Annotated in this window: 25 protein-coding genes; 7 read left to right on the top strand and 18 right to left on the bottom strand. The window is 60.3% G+C overall.

The genetic code is table 11. From position 1 onward, the window contains the following. Nucleotides 1-4: 4 nt before the first annotated feature. The 10 genes from FFM81_RS04560 to FFM81_RS04515 all read right to left on the bottom strand — a co-directional run bounded on the left by FFM81_RS04560 (nucleotide 5) and on the right by FFM81_RS04515 (nucleotide 9,925). Nucleotides 5-256, bottom strand: coding sequence for a DUF1272 domain-containing protein (locus FFM81_RS04560; protein WP_003565989.1), 252 nt, complete (start codon nucleotides 254-256; stop codon nucleotides 5-7). 9 nt (nucleotides 257-265) lie between these two features. Next, complete coding sequence (locus tag FFM81_RS04555) at nucleotides 266-568, bottom strand: urease subunit gamma (protein ID WP_003561955.1); 303 nt, start codon at nucleotides 566-568, stop codon at nucleotides 266-268. 20 nt (nucleotides 569-588) lie between these two features. Continuing rightward, the gene (locus FFM81_RS04550; protein ID WP_003565991.1) at nucleotides 589-1,410 is read right to left on the bottom strand and encodes an urease accessory protein UreD; all 822 of its coding nucleotides are present in this window, start codon (nucleotides 1,408-1,410) and stop codon (nucleotides 589-591) included. 152 nt (nucleotides 1,411-1,562) lie between these two features. Beyond that, nucleotides 1,563-2,258, bottom strand: coding sequence for an urea ABC transporter ATP-binding subunit UrtE (gene urtE / locus FFM81_RS04545; protein WP_025416896.1), 696 nt, complete (start codon nucleotides 2,256-2,258; stop codon nucleotides 1,563-1,565). A gap of 17 nt (nucleotides 2,259-2,275) precedes the next feature. Next, nucleotides 2,276-2,794, bottom strand: a complete 519-nt coding sequence (locus tag FFM81_RS04540) for a hypothetical protein (RefSeq protein ID WP_003565994.1) — start codon at nucleotides 2,792-2,794, stop codon at nucleotides 2,276-2,278. 76 nt (nucleotides 2,795-2,870) lie between these two features. Continuing rightward, on the bottom strand, nucleotides 2,871-3,626 hold the full coding sequence (gene urtD, locus FFM81_RS04535) for an urea ABC transporter ATP-binding protein UrtD (RefSeq protein ID WP_003565995.1): 756 nt from the start codon (nucleotides 3,624-3,626) through the stop codon (nucleotides 2,871-2,873). A 5-nt stretch (nucleotides 3,627-3,631) separates the two neighbouring features. Beyond that, entirely contained in the window at nucleotides 3,632-4,795 is a 1,164-nt protein-coding gene (gene urtC / locus FFM81_RS04530; RefSeq protein WP_003565996.1) for an urea ABC transporter permease subunit UrtC, read from the bottom strand. Next, nucleotides 4,792-6,429 (bottom strand): urea ABC transporter permease subunit UrtB, encoded by a 1,638-nt coding sequence (urtB, locus tag FFM81_RS04525; protein WP_003565998.1) that lies wholly within the window; start codon nucleotides 6,427-6,429, stop codon nucleotides 4,792-4,794. Before urtB ends, urtC begins: the two co-directional genes overlap by 4 nt. A 114-nt stretch (nucleotides 6,430-6,543) precedes the next feature. Continuing rightward, entirely contained in the window at nucleotides 6,544-7,836 is a 1,293-nt protein-coding gene (urtA, locus tag FFM81_RS04520) for an urea ABC transporter substrate-binding protein (protein ID WP_003566000.1), read from the bottom strand. Between the two features lie 184 nt (nucleotides 7,837-8,020). Next, on the bottom strand, nucleotides 8,021-9,925 hold the full coding sequence (locus FFM81_RS04515; RefSeq protein ID WP_003566001.1) for an acid phosphatase: 1,905 nt from the start codon (nucleotides 9,923-9,925) through the stop codon (nucleotides 8,021-8,023). 177 nt (nucleotides 9,926-10,102) lie between these two features. Here FFM81_RS04515 and FFM81_RS04510 point away from each other — a divergent pair, with 177 nt between their 5' ends. Next, nucleotides 10,103-13,489 (top strand): hybrid sensor histidine kinase/response regulator, encoded by a 3,387-nt coding sequence (locus FFM81_RS04510; protein WP_003566002.1) that lies wholly within the window; start codon nucleotides 10,103-10,105, stop codon nucleotides 13,487-13,489. Beyond that, the gene (locus FFM81_RS04505; RefSeq protein WP_003566003.1) at nucleotides 13,482-14,399 is read left to right on the top strand and encodes a response regulator transcription factor; all 918 of its coding nucleotides are present in this window, start codon (nucleotides 13,482-13,484) and stop codon (nucleotides 14,397-14,399) included. The genes FFM81_RS04510 and FFM81_RS04505 overlap by 8 nt, the downstream gene beginning before the upstream one ends. 183 nt (nucleotides 14,400-14,582) lie before the next feature. Here the strand turns inward: FFM81_RS04505 and FFM81_RS04500 are convergent, their stop codons facing one another. The 6 genes from FFM81_RS04500 to FFM81_RS04475 form a co-directional block, all read right to left on the bottom strand. After that, entirely contained in the window at nucleotides 14,583-15,707 is a 1,125-nt protein-coding gene (locus FFM81_RS04500) for a branched-chain amino acid ABC transporter substrate-binding protein (RefSeq protein ID WP_003566004.1), read from the bottom strand. A gap of 120 nt (nucleotides 15,708-15,827) precedes the next feature. Then, nucleotides 15,828-16,181 (bottom strand): DUF6867 family protein, encoded by a 354-nt coding sequence (locus tag FFM81_RS04495; RefSeq protein WP_003566005.1) that lies wholly within the window; start codon nucleotides 16,179-16,181, stop codon nucleotides 15,828-15,830. Nucleotides 16,182-16,199: 18 nt separating this feature from the next. Continuing rightward, a complete protein-coding gene (locus FFM81_RS04490) occupies nucleotides 16,200-16,943 on the bottom strand; it encodes an ABC transporter ATP-binding protein (RefSeq protein ID WP_003566006.1) in 744 nt (247 codons plus the stop codon). Continuing rightward, nucleotides 16,943-17,818: an ABC transporter ATP-binding protein gene (locus FFM81_RS04485; RefSeq protein ID WP_003566009.1), complete on the bottom strand. Its 876-nt coding sequence runs from the start codon at nucleotides 17,816-17,818 to the stop codon at nucleotides 16,943-16,945. Before FFM81_RS04485 ends, FFM81_RS04490 begins: the two co-directional genes overlap by 1 nt. Continuing rightward, nucleotides 17,818-19,209 carry a high-affinity branched-chain amino acid ABC transporter permease LivM gene (gene livM, locus FFM81_RS04480; RefSeq protein ID WP_003566011.1) on the bottom strand — a complete coding sequence of 464 codons (1,392 nt, stop codon included), beginning with the start codon at nucleotides 19,207-19,209 and terminating at the stop codon, nucleotides 17,818-17,820. The genes FFM81_RS04485 and livM overlap by 1 nt, the downstream gene beginning before the upstream one ends. Before the next feature lie 4 nt (nucleotides 19,210-19,213). Further along, the gene (locus FFM81_RS04475; RefSeq protein ID WP_003566013.1) at nucleotides 19,214-20,116 is read right to left on the bottom strand and encodes a branched-chain amino acid ABC transporter permease; all 903 of its coding nucleotides are present in this window, start codon (nucleotides 20,114-20,116) and stop codon (nucleotides 19,214-19,216) included. A gap of 537 nt (nucleotides 20,117-20,653) precedes the next feature. Here FFM81_RS04475 and cysQ point away from each other — a divergent pair. The 3 genes from cysQ to sciP all read left to right on the top strand — a co-directional run bounded on the left by cysQ (nucleotide 20,654) and on the right by sciP (nucleotide 24,025). Next, nucleotides 20,654-21,451: a 3'(2'),5'-bisphosphate nucleotidase CysQ gene (cysQ, locus tag FFM81_RS04470; protein WP_025416899.1), complete on the top strand. Its 798-nt coding sequence runs from the start codon at nucleotides 20,654-20,656 to the stop codon at nucleotides 21,449-21,451. A gap of 533 nt (nucleotides 21,452-21,984) precedes the next feature. Further along, a complete protein-coding gene (locus tag FFM81_RS04465; RefSeq protein ID WP_003566017.1) occupies nucleotides 21,985-22,710 on the top strand; it encodes a sugar transferase in 726 nt (241 codons plus the stop codon). A gap of 1,039 nt (nucleotides 22,711-23,749) precedes the next feature. Continuing rightward, nucleotides 23,750-24,025, top strand: coding sequence for a CtrA inhibitor SciP (gene sciP, locus FFM81_RS04460; RefSeq protein WP_007533628.1), 276 nt, complete (start codon nucleotides 23,750-23,752; stop codon nucleotides 24,023-24,025). A gap of 20 nt (nucleotides 24,026-24,045) precedes the next feature. On the opposite strand, the gene FFM81_RS04455 is transcribed toward sciP, so the two are convergent. Then, a complete protein-coding gene (locus FFM81_RS04455; protein ID WP_003566020.1) occupies nucleotides 24,046-24,513 on the bottom strand; it encodes a paraquat-inducible protein A in 468 nt (155 codons plus the stop codon). Nucleotides 24,514-24,652: 139 nt separating this feature from the next. Between FFM81_RS04455 and FFM81_RS04450 the strand changes: the two genes are divergently transcribed. Next, nucleotides 24,653-24,931 carry a GNAT family N-acetyltransferase gene (locus FFM81_RS04450; RefSeq protein ID WP_003566022.1) on the top strand — a complete coding sequence of 93 codons (279 nt, stop codon included), beginning with the start codon at nucleotides 24,653-24,655 and terminating at the stop codon, nucleotides 24,929-24,931. 142 nt (nucleotides 24,932-25,073) lie between these two features. On the opposite strand, the gene FFM81_RS04445 is transcribed toward FFM81_RS04450, so the two are convergent. After that, nucleotides 25,074-25,424: a hypothetical protein gene (locus FFM81_RS04445; RefSeq protein WP_003566024.1), complete on the bottom strand. Its 351-nt coding sequence runs from the start codon at nucleotides 25,422-25,424 to the stop codon at nucleotides 25,074-25,076. 436 nt (nucleotides 25,425-25,860) lie between these two features. Between FFM81_RS04445 and ctrA the strand changes: the two genes are divergently transcribed. Further along, nucleotides 25,861-26,562 carry a response regulator transcription factor CtrA gene (gene ctrA, locus FFM81_RS04440; RefSeq protein ID WP_003542362.1) on the top strand — a complete coding sequence of 234 codons (702 nt, stop codon included), beginning with the start codon at nucleotides 25,861-25,863 and terminating at the stop codon, nucleotides 26,560-26,562. Nucleotides 26,563-26,742: the final 180 nt, after the last annotated feature.

The raw sequence follows: 26,742 nt of genomic DNA, 5'->3' as shown, positions 1-26,742 counted from the left end.
CTCCTTAAGCCGCCCTGGGCGCGCAGCCCTCGGCCTTCAGCACACGTTTCGTCGATGCCGGATTTTTGGTGAGCATGGCGGCTGGCCGGATGGGCCTGGCAACGAGATTACCGCCGCAATTCGGGCAGAGACCTCTCAGCACGCCATCGACGCAATCAGCGCAGAAGGTGCATTCATAGGTGCAGATCCGTGCCTCCGCACTCTCCGGCGGCAGATCCTTGTCGCAGCATTCGCAATTAGGCCTGAGCTCGAGCATGTTCTCTCCTCACCGGATCGGTTCGTGCACGGTGACGAGCTTGGTTCCATCCGGGAAGGTCGCCTCCACCTGCACGTCGTGGATCATCTCGGCAATGCCCTCCATCACCTGGTCCCGGCCGATCACATGGGCGCCGGCTTCCATCAACTCGGCGACCGGACGGCCGTCGCGGGCGCCTTCGACGACGAAATCGCTGATCAGCGCGATCGCCTCGGGATAGTTCAGTTTGACGCCGCGCTCCAACCGCCGCCGCGCCACCATCGCCGCCATCGATATCAGCAGCTTGTCTTTTTCTCTCGGAGTGAGGTTCATCATCTACCTGCTTATTGAACTTATAGATTCCAGACTTTCGGCACGGGCGCACCATTGCGCAAGGCGGAAATGACCGGGATCAGGATTTTTCTGAGTGAGAAGCCGTCGGTCGCCGCAAGGCGAACGACGAGTTTGCCACCCCAGGCGCTGGCACCGCCCATCGAATCTTCGACGAGCGGCCGCACCTTGCCGAGATAGGCTTCCGAAAGCGGCCCGGCATAAAGCAGCGTCGCAAAGGCAACCTGTCCGCCAAGCACCGCCTGGCGCGCCGCCAGCGCCGCCACTCCTTCTGAGAGCCTCAGTTCCTCCGCATGGATTAGCCGGCCCGAGCGGCGGATGCGCCAACGGTCGCGGAAAAGCCCCGTCTCCACCGTCTCGCCCATCGCCTTGCGGCCAAGCAGCACGGCCTCGACGGCCAGGAATTCGGCACTCTCGTCGAGATTGACATCGAGCCGGCGGAAAAGTGAAGCGCGGTCGAAGAGGATCGTTTCCTGCGGCAGCCAGTCGACGCGCGCTCCCGCTCCGACTTCAATGCGCGTCGTCACTTCGGCAGTGCCCGCCGATGCCTTGTAGATCTTCTCGCAGGCCTGGGTGGTGACGTCGATCTTCGTGCCGGCGCCGGCGACGACGCTCCAGTCCATCCGGTCGCCGCCGGTCAGCCCGCCTGCGGTGTTGATGATGACGGCTTCCATCGACGCATCGAAAGTTTCGGGCAGGCGGATCTTCGCCGCACCCTCCTGATAGAGTTCACGCAAACGCGTGCGGCCATCGAACAGCTTTGCCGCCAGATGCCCGCGCCCTTCCGCTCTTTGCGGTCTCGTGCTCGCCGCCGCAATCGTCATATCATGCCTTTCGGTCGCGCCACCGTTTCTCCATGCAATCGCGCGGATGACGGAAGGCAAGCAATTCCCATGCCGTCCAGGGATGCCCGAAGCCGACGCGCGAGATTTGCGAAGTATGACGCCCCCCTGCTGAAAAATGCAGCATTTGCCGGTCAGATGGTCAGATGGCGACGAGCCTCCGGCGTATCCAGGGTTTCGGCAAGGCCCTCATGCACGATCTCGCCGCGGTCCATGATATAGACGTAGTCGGCAAGCTCCCGGCAGAAATCCAGATATTGCTCGACGAGCAGGATCGCCATGCCGGTGGAATCGCGGAGATAACGGATCGCCCGGCCGATGTCCTTGATGATCGACGGCTGGATACCCTCGGTCGGCTCGTCGAGCACGAGAATCCTGGGTCGCGTCACCATGGCGCGTCCGATCGCCAACTGCTGCTGCTGCCCGCCGGAAAGATCGCCGCCGCGACGCGACAGCATCGACTTCAGCACCGGGAAGAGACTGAAGATATCGTCGGGAATGTTGCGGTCTCGGCGGCTAAGCGGGGCAAAACCGGTTTCGAGATTTTCCTTGACGGTGAGTAGCGGAAAGATTTCACGGCCCTGCGGCACATAGCCGATGCCCTGCTTGGCGCGGGCAAAGGGCGGCAGGCCGTTCAGCTTGGTTTCGTTGAAGGTGACGGTGCCGGCCGACAGCGGATGCTGGCCGGTCACGGCGCGCAGAAGCGAACTCTTGCCGACGCCGTTGCGCCCCAGCACGCAGGTAATCTTGCCCATCTCGGCTTTGATCGAGATGCCGCGCAACGCCTGGGCGGCGCCATAATGCAGATTTGCGTTTTCGACTGTCAGCATCCGTTCACCCGTTCCCATCAGTTCATCAGCGAGCGCCTCAGCACCTGCAAGGCGTGCTCCTGTTCTTTCGTTCTTTCGCCGCCGGCCGTGGCCACGTCCTCGGCAATGCCGATCAGTTGCTGCCGCTCTTGCGTGTCGAGCGCCTTTAACCACATATCCCGGAACCGGCGGATCGGGTCTTCGGGACTGGTGACGTTCTTGGACGCCCACTCGCCGAAAACCAGCACCTCTTCCATGTCGGCGGGCCGGATGATGCCTTTCATGCGGCTGCGCACGACCTCCTTTGCAGCGTCTACATACATCGGCTTCTCCTTGGCAAGGCAGAAGAAGAAGGCCACCGCCGCAATCGCCGGATCGGCGATCGAAGCCAGCGGCGCTACTTCCGCCTGCTTGCGGCGCTTTCCACGCTTATAGGCGCCGCGCATGCGCTCGACGGAATCGATGATCTCGCTTCCTGCCTCACGCACCATTTTAAAACGCCAGTACCAGATGACCGCGCCGCTGATCGCCGCGACCAGAATGCCGAGAAAAGCCATGATGAAACCCCACAATAAACCCCGCCCGTTTTAGAGCGTTTTCTTTTGTCAGGTTCAAGCCTATAAGTTGCATCGGTCACCGTCCGAGATAGTTCTCGATCACCTTCGGATCGGAGCTGACAAAATCGATCGATCCCTCAGCCAGCACCGAGCCCTCCGCAAGGCATGTGACTTTGACGCCGAGGTCGCGGATGAAGCCCATGTCGTGCTCGACGACGATGACCGATCGGGTCCTGGCGATATCCTTGAGCAGGATCGCCGTTTCCGCCGTTTCCGCATCGGTCATGCCGGCCACCGGTTCGTCGACGAGCAGCAGCTTCGGCTCCTGCGCCAAGAGCATGCCGATCTCCAGCCACTGCTTCTGCCCGTGCGAGAGGTTGGCGGCCAGTTCATCGCGGCGGTGGGTCAGCCGCACCGTATCGAGGATTTCCTCGATACGTGCCTTGTCTTCGCCCGAAAGCCGATAGAACAGCGTCGAGAATACGCCGCGGCGGCGGTTGAGCGCCAGCTCCAGATTATCCCACACAGTATGGCTTTCGAAGACGGTCGGCTTCTGGAATTTGCGGCCGATGCCGAGCTGGGCAATGTCGGCCTCGTCCTTCTTGGTGAGATCAACAGTGCCGTTGAAGAACACTTCGCCTTCATCGGGCCTGGTCTTGCCGGTGATGATATCCATCATCGTCGTCTTGCCGGCACCGTTCGGACCGATGATGGCGCGAAGCTCGCCGGGCTCGATGACGATCGACAGCGAATTCAACGCCTTGAAGCCGTCGAAGGAAACCGAGACGCCGTTAAGATAAAGCACGCTGCTGGGTTTGACGTCAGGAATCACCGTGTTCACTCCGCTGCCTGGATTTTCGGTTCGATGTCGTCTTCCTGCACGGCGGGCGGAACTGCAGCGGAAACGGCTTTCCGTTTGCCGAGATATCGCGCGACTGTGCCGACGACGCCCTTCGGTAGAAACAGGGTGACGGCAACGAAGAGACCGCCGAGCGCAAACAGCCAGAACTCAGGGAAGAGACCCGTGAAGATCGTCTTGCCGCCGTTGACGAGGATCGCACCGATGATCGGCCCGATCAGCGTCGCGCGCCCGCCGACTGCCGTCCAGATGACGACTTCGATCGAGTTGGCGGGCGCGAATTCGCCGGGATTGATGATGCCGACCTGCGGCACGTAGAGCGCGCCGGCAATGCCCGCCATCATCGCAGAGACGACGAAGGTGAAAAGTTTGAAATGCTCGACACGGTAGCCGAGGAAGCGCGTGCGGCTTTCGGCATCACGTACGCCGACCAGCACCTTGCCGAACTTCGAACGAACGATCGCCGAGGCAAGCAGCAGCGACAGTGCCAGGAGGATCGCGGTTGCCGCAAACAGGGCTGCACGCGTGCCGTCGGCCTGGACGTTGAAGCCGAGAATGTCCTTGAAATCGGTCAGGCCGTTATTGCCGCCAAACCCCATGTCGTTGCGGAAGAAGGCGAGCAGCAGTGCATAGGTCATCGCCTGGGTGATGATCGAGAGATAGACGCCGTTGACGCGTGAGCGGAAGGCGAACCAGCCGAAAACGAAGGCAAGCAGGCCGGGCACGACGAGAACCATCAGCGCCGCAAACCAGAAGTGGTTGAAGCCGTACCAGAACCAGGGCAGATCCTTCCAGTTCAGGAACACCATGAAGTCGGGCAGAACGGGGTTGCCGTAGCTGCCGCGGGTGCCGATCTGGCGCATCAGATACATGCCCATCGCATAACCGCCGAGCGCGAAAAAGGCGCCGTGGCCAAGCGAAAGGATGCCGCAGAAGCCCCAGACGAGATCGAGCGCAAGCGCCAGCAGCGCATAGGTCAGGTACTTGCCGAACAGCGCCATGACATAGGTCGGGATATGCAGCGGGTTGGTCGGCCCCGTCATCAGGTTCAGGACGGGAACGAGAATGGCGACCAGGAGCAACAGGGCGATGGCAATGACGATCTTGCGATCGAGAGACCGGAGAAGGAAGGCCGTAATCATGCTTCCACCGCCCTTCCTTTGAGTGCGAAGAGCCCGCGCGGACGCTTCTGGATGAAGAGGATGATGAGGACAAGCACCAGGATCTTGCCGAGCACGGCGCCAGCGAAGGGCTCGAGGAACTTGTTGACGACGCCGAGCGACAGCGCCCCGACCAGCGTGCCCCAGAGATTGCCGACACCGCCGAACACGACGACCATGAAGCTGTCGATAATGTAGTTCTGGCCGAGGTTCGGCGAGACGTTGTCGATCTGGCTGAGCGCCACGCCGGCAATGCCAGCAATGCCGGAACCGAGCGCGAAGGTGAAGGCATCGACCCAGCCGGTGCGGATCCCCATCGAGGACGCCATCCGCCGGTTCTGCGTCACGGCGCGCATCTGCAAGCCGAAGGCGGACCGCTTGAGCAGCAACAGCAGCGTCACGAAGACGACCATCGAGAAGATGATGATCCACATGCGGTTCCAGGTGATGGAGAGTCCACCGAGATCGAAGACGCCCGACATCCAGCTCGGATTGCGCACTTCGCGGTTGGTCGGGCCGAAATAGCTGCGGATTGCCTGCTGCAAGATCAGCGACACGCCCCAGGTGGCGAGCAGCGTTTCCAGCGGCCGGCCATAGAGATAGCGGATGACGGCGCGCTCGATGATGAGACCGACGAAGCCGGTAAAGACGAAAGCGGCAGGCACCGCGAAGGCCAGGGAATAATCGGCCAGCTCGGGAAAGGCCGCAGCGATGTATTCCTGCACGACATAGGTCGTATAGGCGCCGATCATCACCATTTCGCCATGCGCCATGTTGATGACACCCATGACGCCGAAGGTGATGGCAAGGCCGATTGCCGCCAGCAGCAGCACCGAACCGAGGGACAGGCCATACCAGACGTTCTGAGCGACGTCCCATAGTGCCAGGTCGCGATTGATGGAGCTGATGTTCGACTGGATTGCCGGCTTCAAATCATCGGGAGCGGTTTCGAGCGTGGTCGTCAGAATGGTCAGCGCGTCGCGATTGCCGCGCGCTGCGATCGTATCGATTGCAGCCTTCTTGTCCTCGACGCTCGCATCGGTCTTCAACAGCAGCACAGCGCGCGCCGCTTCCATCGTATTCTTGATCTCCGCGTCCTTTTCGGTCGCAAGCGCCGAATTCAGCAGCTCGAGATTGGCGGGATCGGCGTCCTTCAGCAGGCCCTGTGCGGCTGCAAGCCGCGCGGAACGCTCCGGGCTCATCAGCGTCAGCTGGCTGTTGGCGGCGCCGATGACACCGCGAAGCGCGTTGTTGATCTTGACCTTGCTCATCATGTCAGGATCGACATCGTCAGCGGGTTCACCGGTGATCGGATCGGAATAGGTCGGCTCGTCATCGGTACCGCCCTGGAGGAGAACGGGGCCGCCATCGGAGTTGACGTAGAGCAGGCCGCCGCTCAATTGCTGCAATATCTGGCTGACATGCGGGTCCTTGGAGGCGACCAGCGCCTTGATCGCCGCTTCACGGTCCGAGAAGTCGCCGACGCCGAGTGCGTCGATGAGGACATGGATATCTCCCTCGGCCCGAACTTCGCCCGAAATTGATAGACTTGAAAATGACAGGCCCGAAAACGTCAGGCAGAGCGTAACGAGGAAAATCTTTATGGCGCGATACATCGGCTTTTTCGCCCTTGATATCGTTGGCGTTGCGGCGCAATCGCTGGGACGGAGCTTCCGCCCGGGACCAACCCCGGACGGAAGCCACTCGGCATCGATCGTTCGACGGATCTATCAGGAGCCCTTGCCGCCACACTTGCCGGTTGCAACGTTGAAGTTGCCGCAGGACATCGGCTTGCGCCAATCGGAGATCAGATCCTTGGAGTCCGGCAGATAATCTGACCATTCGTCGCCGACGACGGCAGGTGTCTGCTGGACAATTTCGAACTGGCCGTCGGCCTGGATTTCACCGATCAGCACCGGCTTGGTGATGTGGTGGTTCGGCATGACGGTGGCATAGCCGCCGGAGAGGTTCGGAACGCTGACGCCGATGATGGAGTCGAGAACCTTGTCGGTATCGGTCGTGCCGGCAGCCTGGACGGCCTTAACCCATGCGTTGAAGCCGATATAGGCAGCTTCCATCGGGTCGTTGGTCACGCGCTTGTCGTTCTTGGTGAAGGCGTGCCAATCCTTGATGAACTTCTTGTTGGCCGGGCTTTCCACGGATTCGAAGTAGTTCCAGGCGGCGAGATGGCCGACGAGCGGCTTGGTATCGAGACCGGCAAGCTCTTCTTCACCGACCGAGAAGGCGACGACGGGAATGTCGGTTGCCTTGATGCCCTTGTTGCCCAGTTCCTTGTAGAACGGAACGTTGGCATCGCCGTTGATCGTCGAGACGACGGCGGTCTTCTTGCCGGCCGAACCGAATTCCTTGATCTTGGAAACTTCGGTCTGCCAGTCGGAGAAGCCGAACGGCGTATAGTTGGTCATGATGTCTTCTTTCGGAATACCCTTGGAAATCAGGTATGCCTCGAGAATCTTGTTGGTCGTGCGCGGATAGACGTAGTCGGTACCTTCGAGCACGAAGCGCTTGACGCCTTCTTTTTCCATCAGGTAGTCGACGGCCGGAATTGCCTGCTGGTTCGGCGCCGCACCGGTGTAGAAAATGTTGCGCGAGGATTCTTCGCCTTCGTACTGCACCGGATAGAAGAGCAGCGAATTCAGCTCTTCGAAAACAGGCAGGACGGATTTGCGCGAGGATGAGGTCCAGCAGCCGAAGACGGCGGCGACCTTGTCCTTTTCGATCAGCTCGCGTGCCTTTTCGGCAAACAACGGCCAGTCGGAAGCCGGATCGACAACGACGGCCTCGAGCTTCTTGCCAAGCAGACCGCCCTTCTTGTTCTGCTCGTCGATGAGCATCAACATGGCGTCTTTCAGTGTGGTTTCGGAAATCGCCATCGTGCCCGAGAGCGAATGCAGCACGCCGACCTTGATCGTGTCGTCGGCGGCCACCGCGCCGTGGAAGGCGGCCGAGGCCGCCATGACGGCACCGAGCGCGGCACCGGTGATCGTGGATTTGAGATTCATCTTGGTTGAGCCCCTCTTCTTGTTCCGCAACAGGCCGGAAACGGATTAACTGTTGCCAAGGGACTATCGGGTGCTGCAACGCAAAAACACATACGCAAAATGACGTAGGCGCAGGGGTCAAACGGGTCGGAAACAAAGGGCATCCCCACAGCTGGGGATGCCCTTCTGGTTCGGAGACGGAGGATTAGCCGTCGATCGTCAAGGTCACGACTGTCGGGCCGTAGGAAAGGCTGGCCTTATGGCCGGAAATGGTGATCTTTCCGAAGGCACCGGAAATGGCACTCGCCTTCAGGATTTCGATCTTTGTTCCGGGCGCCGGGGCATAGCCATCGGCAAGGGTCACGTCGAGTTCACCGGCCAGCGCTGCTTTGCCTTCGACGGCCAGCGTGCCTGCGCCGTTCGCACCGAGCGCCAGTTTCGCCGCAGCATCGGCGGACTGCTGATAGTCGCCGCCCACGGTCAGCGGCTTGCCAGCCGCCACAACGAGAAAACCGCCATTGATCGTCAGCCCGCCGGTGCCGAAGGCAGACGGCGAGCCGGCCACCAGCGCACCTTCTTCCAGCACGGTGCCGCCGGCATAGCTGTTGGCGCCTGATAGCCCGAGGATGCCGTCGCCGCGCTTCACCAGCCGGCCCTTGCCGCCGATGTCGTTGCGCCAGCTATCGATCGCATTGAAGCCGCCCTTGGCCGTGTCCATCGTCACGGTGACATCCTGCTCGAAAGCACCGTAACCATCGGCAGCGGCAAACAGGTTGAGACGGCCGTAGCCTTCCGCGTCGTCGATGAGCGGATAGCCCGAGGCGATCGCCGTCGTCTTCAATACGTCGCGGCGCTGCGCGCCGTCGAGATAGGGCAGACGCGTTTCGAGAAGCGCTTCGGCGCCCTGCGGCACGCGCGCCGGCTGGTCGGTCGCATGGATCGTCGGCAGGCCGTAGCTCAGGCGCTGCAGCACGTAAGCGCGATTGGCGTCATGATCGGCAAAGCGGTCCACCGCGATCGGCGCCGCATGCGCAGCGACTTCGAGCGCGCCCGCATCCGCAACGCCGGATTTGGCGATCAGCCACGACTGCGCCTGTGCGAAGGCATCGCTCTTCAGCGCTGCGTTGTCGGCTTTGTTCAGGTTATAGACAACCGTCGCGGTGCCGAGCATACGGCCGCCCATCACGTCGAGAGGGGAATGCATGCCGGCAAGAATACGGTCTTCGCCCAGTTCGCTGGCACGCGTGATCATTTCCTGGAAGCGCTGCGGCACAAGGTAAGCCATCGCGAGTGCATCACGCCAGGCTTCCGCCGTATGGCCGCTCGGGAAACCGCCGTCTTCGACCGGTTTGCCGCTCTTGGCAGGCACCAGCGTCGGTACGACAGATACGTCCTGGCTCCAGCGGTAGGGTCGGCCATATTTGAAATAGCGTTTGGCAGGCTCCGTCGAACCGTCACCGCTTGCAGCGTTGATGAAGTCGATCGCGAAGCCCATATCCGGGTTGGCATCGGTCTTGTTTTCCGTGTCCGGCTTGCTGCCGGCGCCGCGATTGTTGCCCTTGTCGTCATATTTGACCGTCGTTGCATCAGCCGCCACCTCCGTGATCGTGGTGGTCTGCTTGGAGCCGGCCTTCCAGGCAGCAGTCAGCGGACCGAAGCCGTCGACGATGCTGGCATTCTTGCCGCGCCGGTCGTCGAGATAGGCGGCAACAGCCTGATCGGCCGTCCGCGCCTTCGTCGCCCTGACGACATAAGCGATGTTGGCGTCATGCACCGCTTGATTGACGATCTGGCCGTCGGTCTTGCTGGCGGGAATGCCATCCCAATCCGTCTTGGCGACCGCCGGGCAATTGTCCTTGGCCGCGGCTTCGACGCCCGCGTCGACGAAAGGCGTGCGCGGGGTCCAGACGTCGAGGAAGCCGGAGAGAAGGTGAACGGCGGCATTGGTGTCCACCGTCGAGAAGCAGGCGTCACCGCGCTTATTGGTGTTTCCGGTCTCGACATAAGGCGCTTCCGCCACTGTCGCCTGCTCGGCGCCGGCAAGCGATGGCACGATCGAAACAAGGCAGACGAGCGCGGTGCTCAGGCGGAAAAGGCTTGAAACAGACATGGGTGATACCTGAAATAGTTGAACGAACGGCTGAGAGTTAGAAGGCTTTTGTGACAGACCGGCTTCAAAAATATGGCGGTTCCGTGAATCTGCCAGTGCTCCGCCCTTGCCTTTCTCAGCCATCCCGCCAAAACTGTTTCGAGACGTTTAGCCCCACCGGAATGCCGGAAGGAAGACATGGCAGCGCGCCAACGCATCATTCCGGTAAGACGCGAATATAATCGCTGGGTCGCCAACCAGACGCTGGAAGATTATGCGCTGCGTTTCACCGCAAAGAGCGCCCGCCACTTCTCCTCCCAGCGCATCGCCCAGACGGCGATCGGCGCGATCTCCTTCCTGGCGCTCGAGGCGATCGGCGGCGCCATTACCCTGTCCTACGGCACTACCAATGCCTTCTATGCCATTATCGTCGCTTCGCTCGCCATGTTGGCGATTGGTCTACCGATCAGCCGCTATGCCATCCGCCACGGCGTCGACATCGATCTTCTGACCCGCGGCGCCGGCTTCGGTTATATCGGCTCGACCATTACCTCGCTGATCTATGCGAGCTTCACCTTCATGCTGTTTGCGATCGAGGCCTCGATCATGTCCGGGGCGCTGGAGCTCACCCTCGGCATTCCGCTCTGGATCGGCTATATCCTCAGCGCCGTCATGGTCATCCCGCTGGTGACGCACGGCGTGCGGCTGATCAGTAAATTCCAGCTGATGACCCAGCCTTTCTGGATCGTGCTGAATATCCTGCCCTTCATCTTCATCGCCTTCATGGACTGGGAGAAATTCGATCTCTGGCGCGCCTTTGCCGGCATCCGTCATGCCTCAGGCCCGCCCGGCACTGTCGCCGATTTCGATCTGGTCGAGTTCGGCGCAGCCTCTGCCGTCATCCTGGCCCTGATGTCGCAGATCGGCGAACAGGCCGACTTCCTGCGCTTCCTGCCGCCGGAGCCGCGGCGCAAGTGGCGCCATCGCCTTGCCGTATTCCTCGCCGGACCTGGCTGGGTCGTCATCGGCGCACCGAAGCTGCTTGCCGGTTCCTTCCTGGTCGTGCTGACCTTCGCCTCGGGCGTGCCTGTCGATCGCGCCGCCGATCCGGCGCAGATGTATCTGACCGCCTTCGGCTATATGGTCCCCTGGCACAATGCTGCGCTGTTGCTGATGGCGGCCTTCGTCGTCGTCTCGCAGCTGAAGATCAACGTGATGAATGCCTATGCCGGTTCGCTCGCCTGGTCGAACTTCTTTTCGCGGCTGACCCACAGCCATCCCGGCCGCGTCATCTGGCTGGTCTTCAACGTCGCGATCGCCCTGCTGCTTATGGAACTCGGCATCTACCGGCTGCTGGAGGAGACGCTCGGGATATTCTCGATCATCGCCATGGCCTGGCTCTGCACGATCTTCGCCGACCTCTTCATCAACAAGCCGCTGGGGCTCGCTCCCCCCGGCATCGAGTTCAAACGCGCCCACCTCTACGACATCAATCCGGTCGGGCTCGGCGCCATGACGCTGTCGGCAACGGTGTCGCTGATCGCCCATTTCGGCGCCTTCGGCGCGATCGCCGCCTCGCTCGCCCCCTATATCACCCTCGTCGTCACGCTCATCGCCGCGCCGGCGCTCGCCTGGGCGACGAAAGGCAGATTCTATCTCGCCCGCAAACCGCGCCGGAGCTGGAAGAATCTGACGAGCATCACCTGCTCCGTCTGCGAGCATCCCTTCGAGCCGGAGGATATGGCTTGGTGTCCGGCCTATGCCGCGCCGATCTGTTCGCTGTGCTGCTCGCTTGACAGCCGCTGCCACGACATGTGCAAGCCGGCCGCCCGCCTCAACGCCCAGGTCGGCACTGTCGCCAAGGCGCTGCTGCCGGAAACGGTTTTGGGCAAGCTGACGACGCGCCTCGGCCGCTACGGCATCGCCGTCGTGCTGGCCTTGACCGCCATCGGCGCAATCCTGGCGATGATCGCCCATCAGGTCGCCGCCGCCTCGCCCGAGACGGCCGAGGTCGTCAACCGCACCATTCTCATCGTCTTCTTCGCCTTCTCGGTGATATCAGGCGTTGTCTGCTGGTTCTATGTGCTCGCCCATGACAGCCGCGTCGTCGCCGAGGAGGAATCTTCGCGCCAGAACACCCTGCTGCTCAAGGAAATAGCCGCTCACAAGAAGACCGACACTGCCTTGCAGAACGCCAAGGAGACGGCCGAGGCCGCCAATCGTGCCAAGAGCCGCTACGTTGTCGGCCTCAGCCACGAACTGCGCACGCCGCTCAACGCCGTGCTCGGTTATGCCCAGATCCTCGAGCGCGACGAGACCATCCCGCCGCCGCGCCAATCCTCGATCAAGGTCATCCGCCGCAGCGCCGAACATCTCTCCGGGCTGATCGACGGCCTGCTGGATATTTCCAAGATCGAGGCAGGCCGCCTGCAGGTCTATTCCAACGAGATCAACATCCAGGATTTCCTCGACCAGATCGTCGATATGTTCCGCCCGCAGGCGCAGGCCAAAGGGCTCGCCTTCGTCCATCAGCGCTCGTCGGCCCTGCCGCAATTCGTCCGCACCGACGAAAAGCGGCTGCGTCAGATCCTCGTCAACCTGCTCTCCAATGCCATCAAATTCACCGATGAAGGCAGGGTCACCTTCGATGTCGGCTATCGCAACCAAGTGGCGACTTTCACCGTCACTGACACCGGCCGCGGCATCGCCGAGAAAGACCTGAGCCGCATCTACGAGCCCTTCCAGCGCGGCGAGGCCGAAAGCGTCCGGCCAATGCCGGGCCTCGGCCTCGGCCTCACCATCACCCGGCTTCTGACCAACACGCTTGGCGGCGAGATTTCGGTTTCGAGTATCAAGGATGAAGGTTCGACCTTCCGTGTCCGCCTCATGCTGTCCGCCGTCATGCGCGCCGTGGCCGCCGCACCGCAGGAGAAACGCGTTGTCGGTTACGACGGACCGCGCCGCACGATCGTTGTCGTCGACGACAATGAAGACCATCGCGAGATGATGCGTGAAATCCTGGCACCGCTCGATTTCATCGTCCTGACGGCGGCAGGTGGCGCCGAATGCCTGACGCTGATCGATGGAATTATACCAGACCTCTTCCTTGTCGACATCCTGATGCCCGGCATGAACGGCTGGCAGCTCGTCTCGCGCCTGCGCGAGGCCGGCCAGACGGCGCCGATGCTGATGCTTTCTGCCAATATCGGCGATGCGGCGGTTCTCGGCGACAGTGACGACAGCCACAATGATGCGATCGGCAAGCCGGTCGACATCCGCCAGCTCCGCGATAAGCTCGCTTTGCATCTTGGCGTGAAGTGGATCTATGCCGACGTAGCAGCAGCCATTTCTGTCAAGACTGTAACGCCGATGCTGAGCCCCGGTGCTGCGCATGTGCAGGAATTGCTGCGGCTCGGCGAGATCGGCTATATCAGAGGCATCGAAGCCAAGCTTTCCGATCTTGCCAAGGTGGAGGCAAATCAGCCATTCACCGAGAAACTCTACGCCTATGTCGCCGCCTTCGATCTCGCCGGCTTCATGACCTTCCTGCACGACTTCGACGAAAAGGTGGAATCCATTGGCTGAGCCGGCCCTCCCCCGCGACATCGTTCTGCTCGTTGACGACTCGCCCGAAGCATTGGGCTTCCTGACCGACGCACTCGAACAATCCGGCTTTTCCGTGCTGATCGCCACGTCAGGCACTGCAGCACTTGGCATCGTCGAGCGTATCACACCCGATCTCATTCTGCTCGACGCCGTCATGCCCGCCATGGATGGCTTCGAGACCTGCCGCAGGCTGAAGGCCAATGCTGCGGTGGCGCAGGTTCCCGTCATCTTCATGACCGGCCTGACCGAGACCGAGCATGTGGTGCACGCGCTGGAATCCGGCGGCGTCGATTATCTCGCCAAGCCGATCAATATCGACGAATTGCGCGCCCGCATCCGTGTCCATCTGCGCAACGCCCGCTCGGCCCAAAGCGCCCGCGTCGCGCTCGATGCCGCCGGTCGCCATCTGCTGGCGGTCAAAGGTGACGGCGCCATCCACTGGTCGACGCCGCAGGCAACACGGCTGGTCAATGCCGCCATGGGCAGCGATGACGGCATGGAAATCGTCGTCCGCCATATTTCCGGCTGGATGGGCGAGCGCGCAGGCGCAGTGCGAGACGGCATCATCTCGATCGCCCATGCCGGCCAGGCGGCGCTGCAGCTCGCCTTCCTCGGCGCGATCGGCCCGGACGAATACCTCTTCCGCCTCACCGCCGCCAATCAGCGCAGCGACGACGAGATGCTGCGCCAGCGCTTCTCGCTCACCCAGCGCGAATCCGAAGTGTTGCTCTGGATCTCCAAGGGCAAGGCCAACCGCGACATTGGCGAAATACTGGGACTGTCGGCGCGCACCGTGAACAAACACCTCGAACAGATCTATGTGAAGCTCGGCGTCGAGAACCGGGCATCGGCCGCCGTGAAGGCGACGCATGTGCTGCACGAGATGTGAGGGATATTGGGCCGCGTCACCGCCGGGATTTGCCGAGGACCTTCGTGACGGCCGGCAATTGACGGAAATCGTCGGCGGCAGATAAGCGGCACGGAGACGGACGGAAATTCAATTCTCCCCAGAACGAAAGAAGCCCGGCCGGAACCGGGCTTCGATCAGATGTTGCCAATAGGCAAGCTGAACTTACTTCGCGTCCTGCGGGACGTAGGTGTACTTGCCGTCCGCGCCCTTCTTCCATTCGTACATGATGTAGCCAGGGATCTTCGGGTCGCCCTTTTCGTCGAACGAAATGTCGCCGAGAACCGTCGGGAACGGACCCTTTTCCTTCATGGCCGTGGCAACGGCTTCAGGATCCACCGAACCGGCAGCCTTGGCCGCTCCCGCAATCGCCTGCATCGCGGCGTAGGAGTAAAGCGTGTAGGCTTCCGGGTTGAAACCGGCGGCCTTGAACTTTTCGACGAGCTCCTTGTTCGCCGGGTTCAGCGTCGGATCGGGGCCGAAGGTGTTCAGCGTACCGGCGACAGCGTCACCAGCGATCGAGGCGAGTTCGTTCGAAACGATACCGTCGCCCGAAACCAGCGTTGCCTTCAGGCCCTGGTCTGCCGCCTGACGGATGATGAGACCGGCTTCGGTGTGCAGACCGCCCCAATAGATGATCGAGACGCCGGCTTCCTTCATCTTGGCGATGAGGGCGGAGAAGTCCTTGTCGCCGACGTTGATGCCTTCGTACATGACTTCCGTCAGACCGGCGGCATTCATCGCCTTCTTGGTTTCGTCGGCAAGACCCTGACCGTAGGGGGTCTTGTCGTGAACGACGGCGATCTTGGCATCCTTGAAGTGGTCGGCAAGATACTTGCCGGCGATGGCGCCCTGCTGGTCGTCACGGCCGCAGGTGCGGAACGTGTTCCAGAGACCGCGCTCAGTGAACTTCGGGTTGGTAGCGGCCGGGGTGATTTCGAGAATGCCGTTTTCGGCATAGACTTCCGAAGCCGGGATGGAAACGCCCGAGTTGAAGTGGCCGATGACGAACTTGACGCCGTCAGCAACGAATTTGTTGGCGACCGAGATGCCCTGCTTCGGGTCGGAGACGTCGTCGCCGAGCTCAATCTTGATCTGCTCGCCGTTGATGCCGCCAGCAGCGTTGATGTCGGCAGCCGCCTGCTCGGCGCCCTTCTGGAGCTGAGCGCCGAACGCAGCGTTCGGGCCGGTCAGCGGACCAGCGACAGCGATGAGAACGTCGGCCCACGCATTGCCGCTGAAGGCGACCATCGCCGTCAGAGCCACTGCCGACAGAAGAGACTTCTTCATATTGTTACTCCCAATTTTTGGGCGGGTTCCGGTCCAAGGCCCGGCGCACTACCCACCATTGACTGCGCCAGGAAAGCTGTTCCACTCTGAAGGCAATTCATGCCTAGTTTCAACGGACTGTCAATGTTTCTCCTTCCACGAAAACGCGGAAGTTTTTTCGTACAGCCAGTAATAGTTGTTGACCATCTGATTGGTGCGGCGAAAGCGGAAGCCCGCCGTCGAGAAGACCAGCAGCGTCACGAAATCGATGCCGTAGTAGACGGCGTCGAGCATCGGCCCGTTGAACAAGGCGTGGTGCAGAAACTGCATCGCCCAGGCCAGCAGGAAGGTGTAGATCACGGCTAGCGGATAATTGTTCCAGCCGTCAGCAACCGCCTTGCCGGCTCGCCAGGCCGTCCAAAAGCCGATCAGCACGACGAGGACACGAATGACCACTCGGACACCGACATCGCTTTCGAAGAAAAGTCCCTGCATATCAAACTCTCCTTTCGACTAGTGTCTTCCGCCTTCGAGATAGGCGGCGCGGACCTCGGGATTGGCGAGCAGTTCCTTGCCGGAGCCGCTCATCGTCACCTTGCCGTTCACCATCACGTAAGCGCGGTGCGAAAGCCTGAGGGCCGCGAATGCGTTCTGCTCGACGAGGAATACGGTCAGCCCTTCCTGTTCATTGAGCTTGCGGATCGCCTCGAAGATGCCCTTGACGATCAGCGGCGCAAGGCCGAGTGAAGGTTCGTCGAGCAACAGCAGCTTCGGCCGCGCCATCAGCGCCCGGCCAATCGACAGCATCTGCTGCTCGCCGCCCGAAAGCGTGCCGCCGCGCTGGGCGTGACGTTCTTTCAGACGTGGGAAGAGCGCAAAGATCTTCTCGACGTCTTCGGCAAAATATTTGAGATTGTCGAGACCGGCGCCCATCTGGAGATTTTCCAGAACCGTCATGCGCGGAAAGATGCGGCGTCCCTCAGGCGACTGCGCAATGCGCAGGCGAGCGATTTCGTGGGTCGGCATGCGGGTGATGTCGCGGCCCTCGAAGACCACCGAGCCGGTGCGGGCTTGCGGGCTGCCGCAGATCGTCATCATCAGCGTCGACTTGCCGGCGCCGTTGGCGCCGATCAGGCTGACGATTTCACCTTTGTTGACATTGACGTCGACGCCGGCCAGCGCACGGATATTGCCATAATAGGTTTCTACGCCGTTGACCTGAAGGAGCGGTTGACCCGTCATTACTTCGTCGCCCATCAGTTTGCGCCTCCTTCGAGCTGCTCGACGGTTGCGATCACCTCTTCCACTTCTTCATCCTCGACGCCGAGATAGGCTGCGATGACCTTCGGATCGTTCTTCACGTGCTCAGGCGTGCCATCGGAAATCTTCTGGCCGTATTCGAGCACCACGACGTGGTCGGAGATTTCCATGACCACCGACATGTCGTGCTCGATGAGCAGGATAGATGTTCCGGTTTCGGCGCGGATGCTCTGCAGCAGCGCATTGAGCGTTGCCGACTCCCGCGGGTTCAGGCCTGCGGCCGGTTCGTCCAGGCAAAGCAGCTCGGGGCCGGTACACATGGCGCGGGCGATCTCGAGACGCCGCTGAGCGCCATAGGGCAGATCGCCCGCCGGATCGTCGGCACGGTCGATCAGATCGGCCTTCTCAAGCCAATGGCGCGCCAGCTCGATCGATGCGGCCGCCTCTCGCTTGTAGGGACCGATGCCGATGAGGCCGAGGATCGTATAACCCGACGCCTTCATCAGCTTGTTGTGCTGGGCGACGAGCAGGTTTTCGAGAACCGTCAGGCCGGAGAACAGCCGGATGTTCTGGAAGGTTCGCGCCACCTTGGCTTCTTTGGTGATGCGAAAGTCCGGGAGACGCTCCAGCAGATACTGCTTGCCGCTTCTCTGGTTGAGCGTGATCATCCCCATCGTCGGCTTATAGAAGCCGGTGATGCAGTTGAAGACGGTGGTCTTGCCGGCGCCGTTCGGCCCGATCAGCGCGGTGATGTCGCCGCGCTTGGCTTCGAAAGAGAAGTCGTTGATGGCCATCAGGCCGCCGAACTTCATCGACAGGTGCTCGACCTTGAGCAGCGTATCGCTTGATATTGTGTTGGTAACGGGGCTCATCAACCGTGGCCCTCCTTGGTAAAGCTTCCGGATATTGCCTTACTTTCTTTAAGAAAGGCAGTCGGCTGACGTGAGCCCACGAAACCGCGCGGTTTGAACAGCATGACGACGACCATGGCGAGGCCGAAGAGCAGCATGCGGTACAGTTCCGGCGTGAAATCAGGCCCGAAGACCGCTTTCAGGAAGTCCATTTCGCGCAGCGCTTCGGTACCGCCGACCATGACGATCGCAGCGATCGCGATGCCGGTCAGCGAGCCCATGCCGCCGAGAACGACAATGGCAAGAACGACCGCCGATTCCAGGAAGATGAAGGATTCCGGCGAGACAAAACCCTGGCGCGCCGCAAAGAACGAGCCTGCGAAGCCCCCGAACATCGCACCCGTTGCAAAGGCCGTAAGTTTGGTCGTCACCGTGTTGATCCCCAGCGAACGGCAGGCGATCTCGTCTTCGCGCAGCGCTTCCCAGGCACGCCCGATCGGCATACGGCGCAGCCGGATGGTGACGTAGGCGGTCAGCATGCAGAGCATCAGGATGAGATAGAAGAGAAAGATCTTGTAGTAGGCGGAAGACATCGGCAGATGGAAGAGCTTGGCAAAGCCGCCGGCCGTCGCATCGAAGGGAATGCCGAAGAGGGTCGCCTTCGGAATGCTCGAGATACCGAACGTTCCTCTGGTCACGTCGGTCCAGTTGATGAGGACCAGGCGGATGATTTCACCGAAGGCGAGCGTTACGATGGCGAGGTAATCGCCCCGCAGGCGCAGCACCGGGAAGCCGAGGATGACGCCCCAGAGTGCGGCGAAGATGCCGGAAAGCGGCAGCAGCACCCAGAAGGACAGGCCGAAATAACTCGACAGTAGCGCGTAGGAATAAGCACCGACCGCGTAGAAGGCGACGTAGCCGAGATCGAGCAGGCCGGCGAGCCCGACGACGATGTTCAGCCCCCAGGCAAGCATCACGTAGATCAGGATCTGGATGCCAAAATTGTCGACCCATTTCAGTGAGCCCTGAGCGCCGACAAGCGCCACGACCACCACCGGATAGAGCACCAGCGCAAGCAACGCGATCTTCAGGAAATGCCGATGGAAGAAGCTCTTTTCCGTCGAGATGTCGAGATCGCCCTGGCGCGCCTTGCTGAGCTTGCGGCGGTCGATATTCGGCTTGATGAAAACGACCATCGCGAAGCGGCCGATCGCGGCAACCGCGACGAAGATCGCAAGCAGTCCCCAGCGCTGGACGATGATCAGCTCGTTGTTGATGTTCTGGTCGGTCTTCAGGCCGACATAGAGAACGAACATGCCGAACGACAGGACGGCGGCGAAAAGGGCTTCGGTAAGGCCTTTGCGGACAAGTCCGGCATCGGGCTTGCCTGCAGAATTTTCAATGTTTGCCATGACGTTATACCTTCTCGACTTCCGGCCGTCCGAGGATACCCGTCGGCTTGAAGATCAGCACGAAAGCGAGGATGGCGAAGGTCGCGACATCCTTGTACGCGATGGTGAAATAGGCCGACCACAGCGATTCGATCAGGCCGATCATCAGCCCGCCGAGAACGGCTCCCGGCAATGAGCCGATGCCGCCGAGAACGGCTGCGGTAAAGGCCTTCACACCCGGCGTGAAGCCGTCGGCGAACGAAGCGACGCCATAATACATCAGATACATCGTGCCGGCGACGGCAGCCAGCGCCGCGCCCATGACGAAGGTGATCGAAATCGTCTGGTCGACATTGACGCCGAGTAGCGCCGCCATCTTGCGGTCCTGCTCCGTCGCGCGCTGGGCGCGGCCAAGCGCCGTATGATTGACGATGTACCAAAAGATCGTCAGCAGCACCGCCGTGATCACGATAATGATGATCTGCTTCAGCGACACCGAGATGTTGCCGAACTGATAGACCGTGCTGACCATCGGCGGGATCGGCTTGTTGCGCGGACCCTGCGTCACCTGGATGAAGTTGGACAGCACGATCGACATGCCGATCGCCGTGATCAACGGCGCCAGGCGGAAGGAACCACGTAGCGGCCGATAGGCGACGCGCTCGATCGTCCAATTCCACAAACTCGTCATCAGCATCGCAACGACAAGCATCGCCAGCAGCAGAACTGCCACCGGAAGACCTGCGAAGATCGATGTGAGAACGAGAAAGACGATAAGAGCGGCAAAACCACCGAGCATGAAGATATCGCCATGGGCGAAATTGATCATGCCGATAATGCCGTAAACCATCGTATAGCCAATAGCCACAAGGCCATAGATGGATCCGAGCGTCAGCCCATTGAAGAGCTGCTGGACGAAATACTCCATATGTCGTTTTCCCCTGGATGCGAACCGAGTAGGCTGCATCTCTTTTTGGTTCTTTGGTTCCCCGTTTCAGAGAACCTCATAGGCCGAATGCATACCGGTTTCGTTGGAAATGTGAAGACAAAAAGGATTTACTCCGACAAATTCTTGTCCGAACAGGCCTAAGTGGCGCATTTTGAACCAAAATCCACAGAAAATCGGCAAAGAACGGCCTGTTTTTAGTCAGAAACCGCCACTGCTTTAACGATTCGCAGATATCGCCGGCGATTTCCCTCTTCCGCTTGTGGCGCAAGCTATTCCATAGAATTGGAAGATGGCGCAAATTCAGACCCTAAGCTATCGACTTTCGCGAATACCATTTCACGCCCGGACGCCCTTCTTCGTCTGACAAGGCTGAAAACTTATGGTAGCCTCGTGGAACTGCGTTAGGGGGATGCAGAGCGCGATGGGTAACACCATATCAAGTATCTGGTGATAGGGATGGTTTGCGGATGAGCGACAGTGGGGTGCTCGGTCCGCGTGGCGAACGGCAAAAGGACAATGCTGAGGACATTTGAAAGGGCGGCCCTCGAAGCCGGCAAGGCCATTATCACGGTCCTGCGCGAAGGCTTCCCGGTCGCCATGAAAGCGGATGCAAGTCCGGTCACGGTCGCCGACGAGGAGGCCGAACGCATCATCCTCGCTCATCTCGCCAAGGATTATCCCGATATACCCGTCGTGGCGGAAGAATCGGTCGCCGCCGGAAAAGTTCCCGACATCGCCGGCCGCGGCTTCTTCCTGGTCGATCCTCTCGACGGCACGCGCGAATTCGTCGACGGCCGACAGGAATTCACCGTCAACATCGCTTATATCGAGAACGGCGTGCCGGTGGCCGGCATTGTCTACGCCCCGGCGCTCGGGCTTGCCTTCTCGGGCGAACGCGGCCACGCCGAACGGCTCGTCGTCACCGACAATTTTACGGTCGGCGCGCGCAGCGCAATTACCGTGCGCGAACAGCCGGACGACAGGCTGGCGCTCGCCAGCCTTCGCCACAACAGCCCCGAGACCGGAAGCTTCCTTGCCCACCACGCCATCTCCAAATGCACCAATATCGGCTCCTCGCTGAAATTCTGCCTGCTGGCCGAAGGCAAGGCCGACGTCTATCCGCGCTTCACCCGCACGATGGAATGGGACACGGCGGCCGGTGATGCGGTGCTGCGCGCCGCTGGCGGTTCGACGGTGACACTCGACGGAGCGCTGCTGACCTACGGCAAAACGGGCGCTGCCGCCGATTTCGACTTCGCGAACCCGAACTTCATCTCCTGGGGCGGCACGAAACGCGTCCTCGAACCGGCATAGCCGCAGCAAACCCCTGAGACAGCTATCCAGCGATCGGGCCTCGTCAGAACCCAAGAGTGATTCGCAAACGGCCGGCCGGATCGGGTGATTCTCGGTTTGAACCCCGTTTTTTCCATATTCCCGTGCCGGATCTCCACCGATCGCGCCTTGATTTTGTCATATTGTGACACAGTTTGGGAACGATCGGGCGTCCTCGCTCGAAAAATTTCGTGCTGGAATTCGTTAAAAATACCGGCTGACGAGTGTTGGTCGCGTGCCGAAACAACACGTCGGATCACCCCCGGAAGCCCTCGTCAAAGGCCTAAAAACCTTGATGAAATTCCAATTATTAACGAAATATCATGAGGTTGCCTCAACTTAACGCACCTGCGAAAGATTTATTGCGATGCGATATTTCTCTGGACACCATTACACAATTGTCGCATTTTTCCGTTTTAGTAGGGTTACCAAGACCTGAGTGCAGCCCTGGTGACAGGGTAAACCATTGATCGCCTATTGCCGCCGCACCCCTCGAAGACAACAGAGTACGATCCTTGAGCATCACGGAACTAAACAACAGCATTTCGACTGAGTCCTTCCGGCCGAACCGGCGCCAGCAGCCGAGCCTGAAGATTCAGACCCCTGTGATTCATAGCGATGCGCCGCAGGCGCCGTGGATGGATCTTGTCCTGAAGCGGGCGTTCGACATCGTTTCGTCGTTGAGCGCCCTCCTCGTCCTTGCCCCATTCCTTCTGTTCGTCGCCTTGCTGATCAAGCTCGACAGCCCGGGACCGGTGCTCTTCAAGCAGACCCGCTGGGGCAAGAACTGCAAGACCATCAAGGTCTACAAGTTCCGCTCGATGCGCACCGATCTCTGCGATGTCTCCGGCGTTGCCCAGACGGTGAAGAACGACCCGCGCGTTACCCGCGTCGGCGCTATCCTGCGCCGCACGAACGTCGATGAGCTACCGCAGTTGCTGAACGTGCTGATGGGCCATATGTCCGTGGTCGGTCCGCGCTGCCATGCAATCGGCATGCGCGCCGGCGGCATGCTCTACGAAGAACTCGTCCCGGAATACCATCAGCGCCACGCCATGCGTCCCGGCATGACCGGTCTTGCCCAGATGCGCGGCCTGCGCGGCCCGACCGATCGTCCGGCCAAGGCGCGTGCCCGCATCGTCAGCGATCTCTATTACGTCGCAAATTTCTCGATCGGCATGGATATCCGCATCATTGCTGGCACCGTCGTTTCCGAGCTGACCCGCGGAAAAGGATTCTAAGCTTCTGAGAGGGGCCGGCAGCTTAAGCAGCCGGCACCCGAGCGTTCCGGCGACCGCAACCTCCGGCTGACCGAATCGAGCTTGCGCATCGCGCCCCCTCAACACCCCAACGCCATATGCGACGAGAAACCGAGAGTGCTCGCAATCTCGTCGCTGCTTTGCTGGCCACAGGCCAGCGGAGGATTCGCACCGGGCGCCCTATCGCCTGCGCCCTTGGGAAGTCGGCCCGTGAAGGCGAAGATGTATTGTTTCAGGTCAGGGTCGCGCGGGCGCGAAGGCGAAAAATTTCTTCAGCACGTGCATCTGAAAAATGGGGAAGGTTGCTTTTTTGGCGCCGCCGCCCGCCTCGCTAAACGTCTGCCCCGATCCTCCGCTTCCTCGCGGTCACATCTGCCGCAAGAAAAGAAAACTCGACTGCCCGGTTAAAAGTCGAGAAGGCTTTCCGAACAGTCAGCTGGTTTTCCGTGAAAGCCATGCGGCAGCCTCTAGGGAAAGCTGAGAGCAGATAAAAATTGAAGTCCCGCAAACTTTGCCATCTTGCCTCGCCGCTCCTTTCCGACGCTCGGCGAAATCTCATCGCCGCCTGTCTGCGAAGGCGAAAAATCCAGCATCCTCAATGCAATCGTCGCGCGCATGCTCGGTTGTTTTCATCTTCATATGACGTATGGCTTGCTCAGCCGAGCCCCGCCGCCGGCAGCGAGAGGCTCGCTCGTCAGACACGGCTTTGCCCCCAATCACGAGGACGCCAAGCATCAAAAGCGCGAGTTGGACTAAGACATTGGCAGGAACCAAGACGGTGTCTGGCGCCTATGCCTATGCCCGGCGCTACAAAGTTCATCCTGGAAAATCAGTCCTGTCTATTCACCGGGCTCCCATTGCAGGTCGCTCCAAGCAGCCGTGGCGGCAGATGGCCGCCCCGGATCGCATACCGGCCTGGAGCGGCTAAATTTGTTATCAAAGTCTTACGATGGGCTTAGGCAATTTTTAAATGTGGCAGGCTAGAGTGGCGTCCGTGGTCTTGCGTTGTGTAGAGAGTCCAATGACCGAAATGATACGTCCCCGAGTAAAATATGTCATCGGCCCGGATGGCAGCCCCCTGACGATCGCGGATCTTCCGCCGCCCAATACGCGGCGCTGGGTGATCCGTCGGAAGGCAGAGGTTGTCGCGGCTGTTCGCGGTGGCCTGTTAAGCTTGGAAGAGGCCTGCGAGCGTTACACGCTCACGGTCGAAGAGTTCCTCTCCTGGCAATCGTCGATCAACAGCCACGGTCTCGCCGGCCTGCGCACCACGCGCATCCAGCAATATCGCCACTGATCGCACGACATCACGGATATTTATTTCGGGCCGGACGCATTTCCCATAAGGGAATGAAGAAGGCCCGAAATCATTGACGAGGCCGCGTAGCACCAAAGGCCCGGCTGTGTGAAGGCATCCGCCAACCCCGTTGTCTTCGCCGCAGCAATGACGATCGCGACCAGCAGCACGTCCATCATTGACCACTTGGACAGATGCGGCACGACGCGACGATAGAACAGGCTGCCGGCCCCGCCCCCGGCAGCCGTCGCTTCCGCAGCGATCCCGATCATCTTCAGAAACGGCAGCACGATCGAAACCAGCGCGACGATCGCTGCCAGCAGCCCATCGCCGCCTTGCCAGAGCGAGACGACGATTTCGATGAGCGACGGCGTCTGATCGAAGAAATAAAGCGTTTCGAACCGGACCAGCGGCAGGATGAGGCCGAGCGCCAGGAGGAACGGCGCTGCCACGAGAAGAGCGGGGCGGATGATCGAAAGCGCGCTCATTGCTGCGAAGCTCGCGCCGATCCGACATTATTCATGAACACTCCGTCTCCTCCAGCAATTGCCTCGCGGCTTGGCATGATCGCGTCCGCATGTCACGGTCGCCGACGACAATATCCCCATCTGCTGCGAGGAAAGACAAATGGACATTCGAAACGAGGAAGGCGCTTCCGGCGGCCGTTATGCGGCCGAGGTCGAAGGGCATGAGGCCGAGATGACCTATTCGCGCACATCGGCGAAACTCGTCATCGTCGATCACACCGCGGTTCCCGATGCGCTGCGCGGCAAGGGCGTCGGCCAGGCACTGGCGCTGCACGCGGTGGAGGCGGCCCGCACCGGCGGCTGGAAGATCATCCCGCTCTGCCCTTTTTTCAAGGCGCAAGCGCAGCGCCATCCGGAATGGCAGGATGTCGTGAATTGATTGTTGTCGCTGTAAGCGGCGCGCCGTTGAGTGGCGCCAAGAGGCGAAAACACCAAAAGCCATGTATGACGGACAGCGTGCCCATCATACATGGCTTCTCAGTGGCGATCCCAGGGCGCCGTAGCCGGCGCCCGCCGTTTCTCTACGCCCTTGCGCGGGCGCTGGTGTCACGTTCTTCCAGCGCCGTCGCCCTTGCATATTCCGCCTGCATCTCCTCGAGCGCCATTTCCAGCGACTCTTCCTGCATCTTCAGTTCCTTGATCGAAACCTGCAGGTTGTCGGCCCGCTGACGCGCGGCCTTGGCGAAGGTCGGATACGCAAAGTGATTCGGATCTGAGATACCGGACTTCTTTTCCTCGACGACGATCTGGCTCTCCAGATCCTTCGTCATCCGTTCGAATTCGGACATCATCATCTGCAATTGCTGCAACTGACGTCGTTTTTCGTTCACCTGAAACTCTTTCAGGCGAACGAGACTCTCTCGCGACTTCATACGCACTACTCCCGTGATGCGAGACCCCGGCTCAACTTTGAAACCGCCCTGCGCGCCGCTTTGACACGGTTTGCTAAAAAATTTCCTGCGATATTAACAAATACCTACCGCTGGTAACCTTTCGTTTACGGGCATCGTTAATGATAGGCCCGATGATTTAAGGGTCGGTAAATGCCGCGGCATTAAGTTCGAACCTTTTCATTGGCGAGTCGGATGAATCACTTAGCGCTTTTTCCTAATGTTGAATATTAAGAGCGCCATTTGAGATTCCTATTGGAAAACAGAGAAATGGAAAAAATATTTAATAAATTCGATACTCCTTGCCAGAGTGAATTAGAATTTGTTAACCATTTCGTGGCAGCTTCCAAATCACGTAGCGTGTTCGGTATCGTGTAGGGGGCCAGACCACCTTTCGGCGGCGGTAAAGGGGATAATTATGCGGGTACTTCTCATCGAGGATGATAGCGCGACGGCGCAGAGCATCGAGTTGATGCTCAAATCAGAAAGTTTTAATGTTTATACCACCGATCTCGGTGAAGAAGGCGTCGATCTGGGCAAGCTGTATGATTATGATATCATCCTTCTCGATCTGAACCTGCCGGACATGTCCGGATATGAAGTGCTTCGCACGCTCCGGCTGTCCAAGGTCAAGACACCGATCCTCATCCTGTCGGGCATGGCCGGCATCGAAGACAAGGTTCGCGGCCTCGGCTTCGGCGCAGACGACTACATGACCAAGCCCTTCCACAAGGACGAGCTCGTCGCCCGCATCCATGCCATCGTCCGCCGCTCCAAGGGCCACGCCCAGTCGGTCATCATGACCGGCGAACTGATCGTCAACCTCGACGCCAAGACTGTCGAAGTCGGCGGCCAGCGTGTCCACCTGACGGGCAAGGAATACCAGATGCTGGAGCTGCTTTCGCTCCGCAAGGGCACAACGCTCACCAAGGAAATGTTCCTGAACCACCTTTACGGCGGCATGGACGAACCGGAACTGAAGATCATCGACGTCTTCATCTGCAAGCTCCGCAAGAAGCTCGCCAACGCTGCCGGCGGCGCCAACTATATCGAGACCGTCTGGGGCCGTGGCTACGTTCTGCGCGAGCCGGATGGCGCCGAATACGCCGAAACCGCCTGATTTTTCCGATCCCCCTTATCGGATGACGAAGATCCCGCCCTTCCGGCGGGATTTTTCGTTTCTGCCCGGCATTCAGAAGCCGTCCCGACGTGAGGATCTCTGGCTGGATCGGTTCAAAATCCTCTCCATCTCGATCAAGGAAACAAGGTGTCGGCGGCCGAAAGCGCTTGCACTCTCGGC

It is taken from the genome of Rhizobium hidalgonense, assembly GCF_005862185.2.
GTDB classification, from domain to species: domain Bacteria; phylum Pseudomonadota; class Alphaproteobacteria; order Rhizobiales; family Rhizobiaceae; genus Rhizobium; species Rhizobium hidalgonense.
Note: the sequence above shows the minus strand (reverse complement) of the source record. Positions and strands in the feature narration are given on the sequence as shown.

Excerpts from the sequence above, each read along its gene's own strand:
- FFM81_RS04560 (WP_003565989.1), bottom strand. The coding sequence starts at position 256 with ATGCTCGAGCTCAGGCCTAATTGCGAATGCTGCGACAAGGATCTGCCG.
- FFM81_RS04555 (WP_003561955.1), bottom strand. The coding sequence starts at position 568 with ATGAACCTCACTCCGAGAGAAAAAGACAAGCTGCTGATATCGATGGCG.
- FFM81_RS04550 (WP_003565991.1), bottom strand. The coding sequence starts at position 1,410 with ATGACGATTGCGGCGGCGAGCACGAGACCGCAAAGAGCGGAAGGGCGC.
- urtE (WP_025416896.1), bottom strand. The coding sequence starts at position 2,258 with ATGCTGACAGTCGAAAACGCAAATCTGCATTATGGCGCCGCCCAGGCG.
- FFM81_RS04540 (WP_003565994.1), bottom strand. The coding sequence starts at position 2,794 with ATGGCTTTTCTCGGCATTCTGGTCGCGGCGATCAGCGGCGCGGTCATC.
- urtC (WP_003565996.1), bottom strand. The coding sequence starts at position 4,795 with ATGATTACGGCCTTCCTTCTCCGGTCTCTCGATCGCAAGATCGTCATT.
- urtB (WP_003565998.1), bottom strand. The coding sequence starts at position 6,429 with ATGTATCGCGCCATAAAGATTTTCCTCGTTACGCTCTGCCTGACGTTT.
- urtA (WP_003566000.1), bottom strand. The coding sequence starts at position 7,836 with ATGAATCTCAAATCCACGATCACCGGTGCCGCGCTCGGTGCCGTCATG.
- FFM81_RS04515 (WP_003566001.1), bottom strand. The coding sequence starts at position 9,925 with ATGTCTGTTTCAAGCCTTTTCCGCCTGAGCACCGCGCTCGTCTGCCTT.
- FFM81_RS04510 (WP_003566002.1), top strand. The coding sequence starts at position 10,103 with ATGGCAGCGCGCCAACGCATCATTCCGGTAAGACGCGAATATAATCGC.
- FFM81_RS04500 (WP_003566004.1), bottom strand. The coding sequence starts at position 15,707 with ATGAAGAAGTCTCTTCTGTCGGCAGTGGCTCTGACGGCGATGGTCGCC.
- FFM81_RS04495 (WP_003566005.1), bottom strand. The coding sequence starts at position 16,181 with ATGCAGGGACTTTTCTTCGAAAGCGATGTCGGTGTCCGAGTGGTCATT.
- FFM81_RS04490 (WP_003566006.1), bottom strand. The coding sequence starts at position 16,943 with ATGGGCGACGAAGTAATGACGGGTCAACCGCTCCTTCAGGTCAACGGC.
- FFM81_RS04485 (WP_003566009.1), bottom strand. The coding sequence starts at position 17,818 with ATGAGCCCCGTTACCAACACAATATCAAGCGATACGCTGCTCAAGGTC.
- livM (WP_003566011.1), bottom strand. The coding sequence starts at position 19,209 with ATGGCAAACATTGAAAATTCTGCAGGCAAGCCCGATGCCGGACTTGTC.
- FFM81_RS04475 (WP_003566013.1), bottom strand. The coding sequence starts at position 20,116 with ATGGAGTATTTCGTCCAGCAGCTCTTCAATGGGCTGACGCTCGGATCC.
- cysQ (WP_025416899.1), top strand. The coding sequence starts at position 20,654 with ATGCTGAGGACATTTGAAAGGGCGGCCCTCGAAGCCGGCAAGGCCATT.
- sciP (WP_007533628.1), top strand. The coding sequence starts at position 23,750 with ATGACCGAAATGATACGTCCCCGAGTAAAATATGTCATCGGCCCGGAT.
- FFM81_RS04455 (WP_003566020.1), bottom strand. The coding sequence starts at position 24,513 with ATGAGCGCGCTTTCGATCATCCGCCCCGCTCTTCTCGTGGCAGCGCCG.
- FFM81_RS04450 (WP_003566022.1), top strand. The coding sequence starts at position 24,653 with ATGGACATTCGAAACGAGGAAGGCGCTTCCGGCGGCCGTTATGCGGCC.
- FFM81_RS04445 (WP_003566024.1), bottom strand. The coding sequence starts at position 25,424 with ATGAAGTCGCGAGAGAGTCTCGTTCGCCTGAAAGAGTTTCAGGTGAAC.
- ctrA (WP_003542362.1), top strand. The coding sequence starts at position 25,861 with ATGCGGGTACTTCTCATCGAGGATGATAGCGCGACGGCGCAGAGCATC.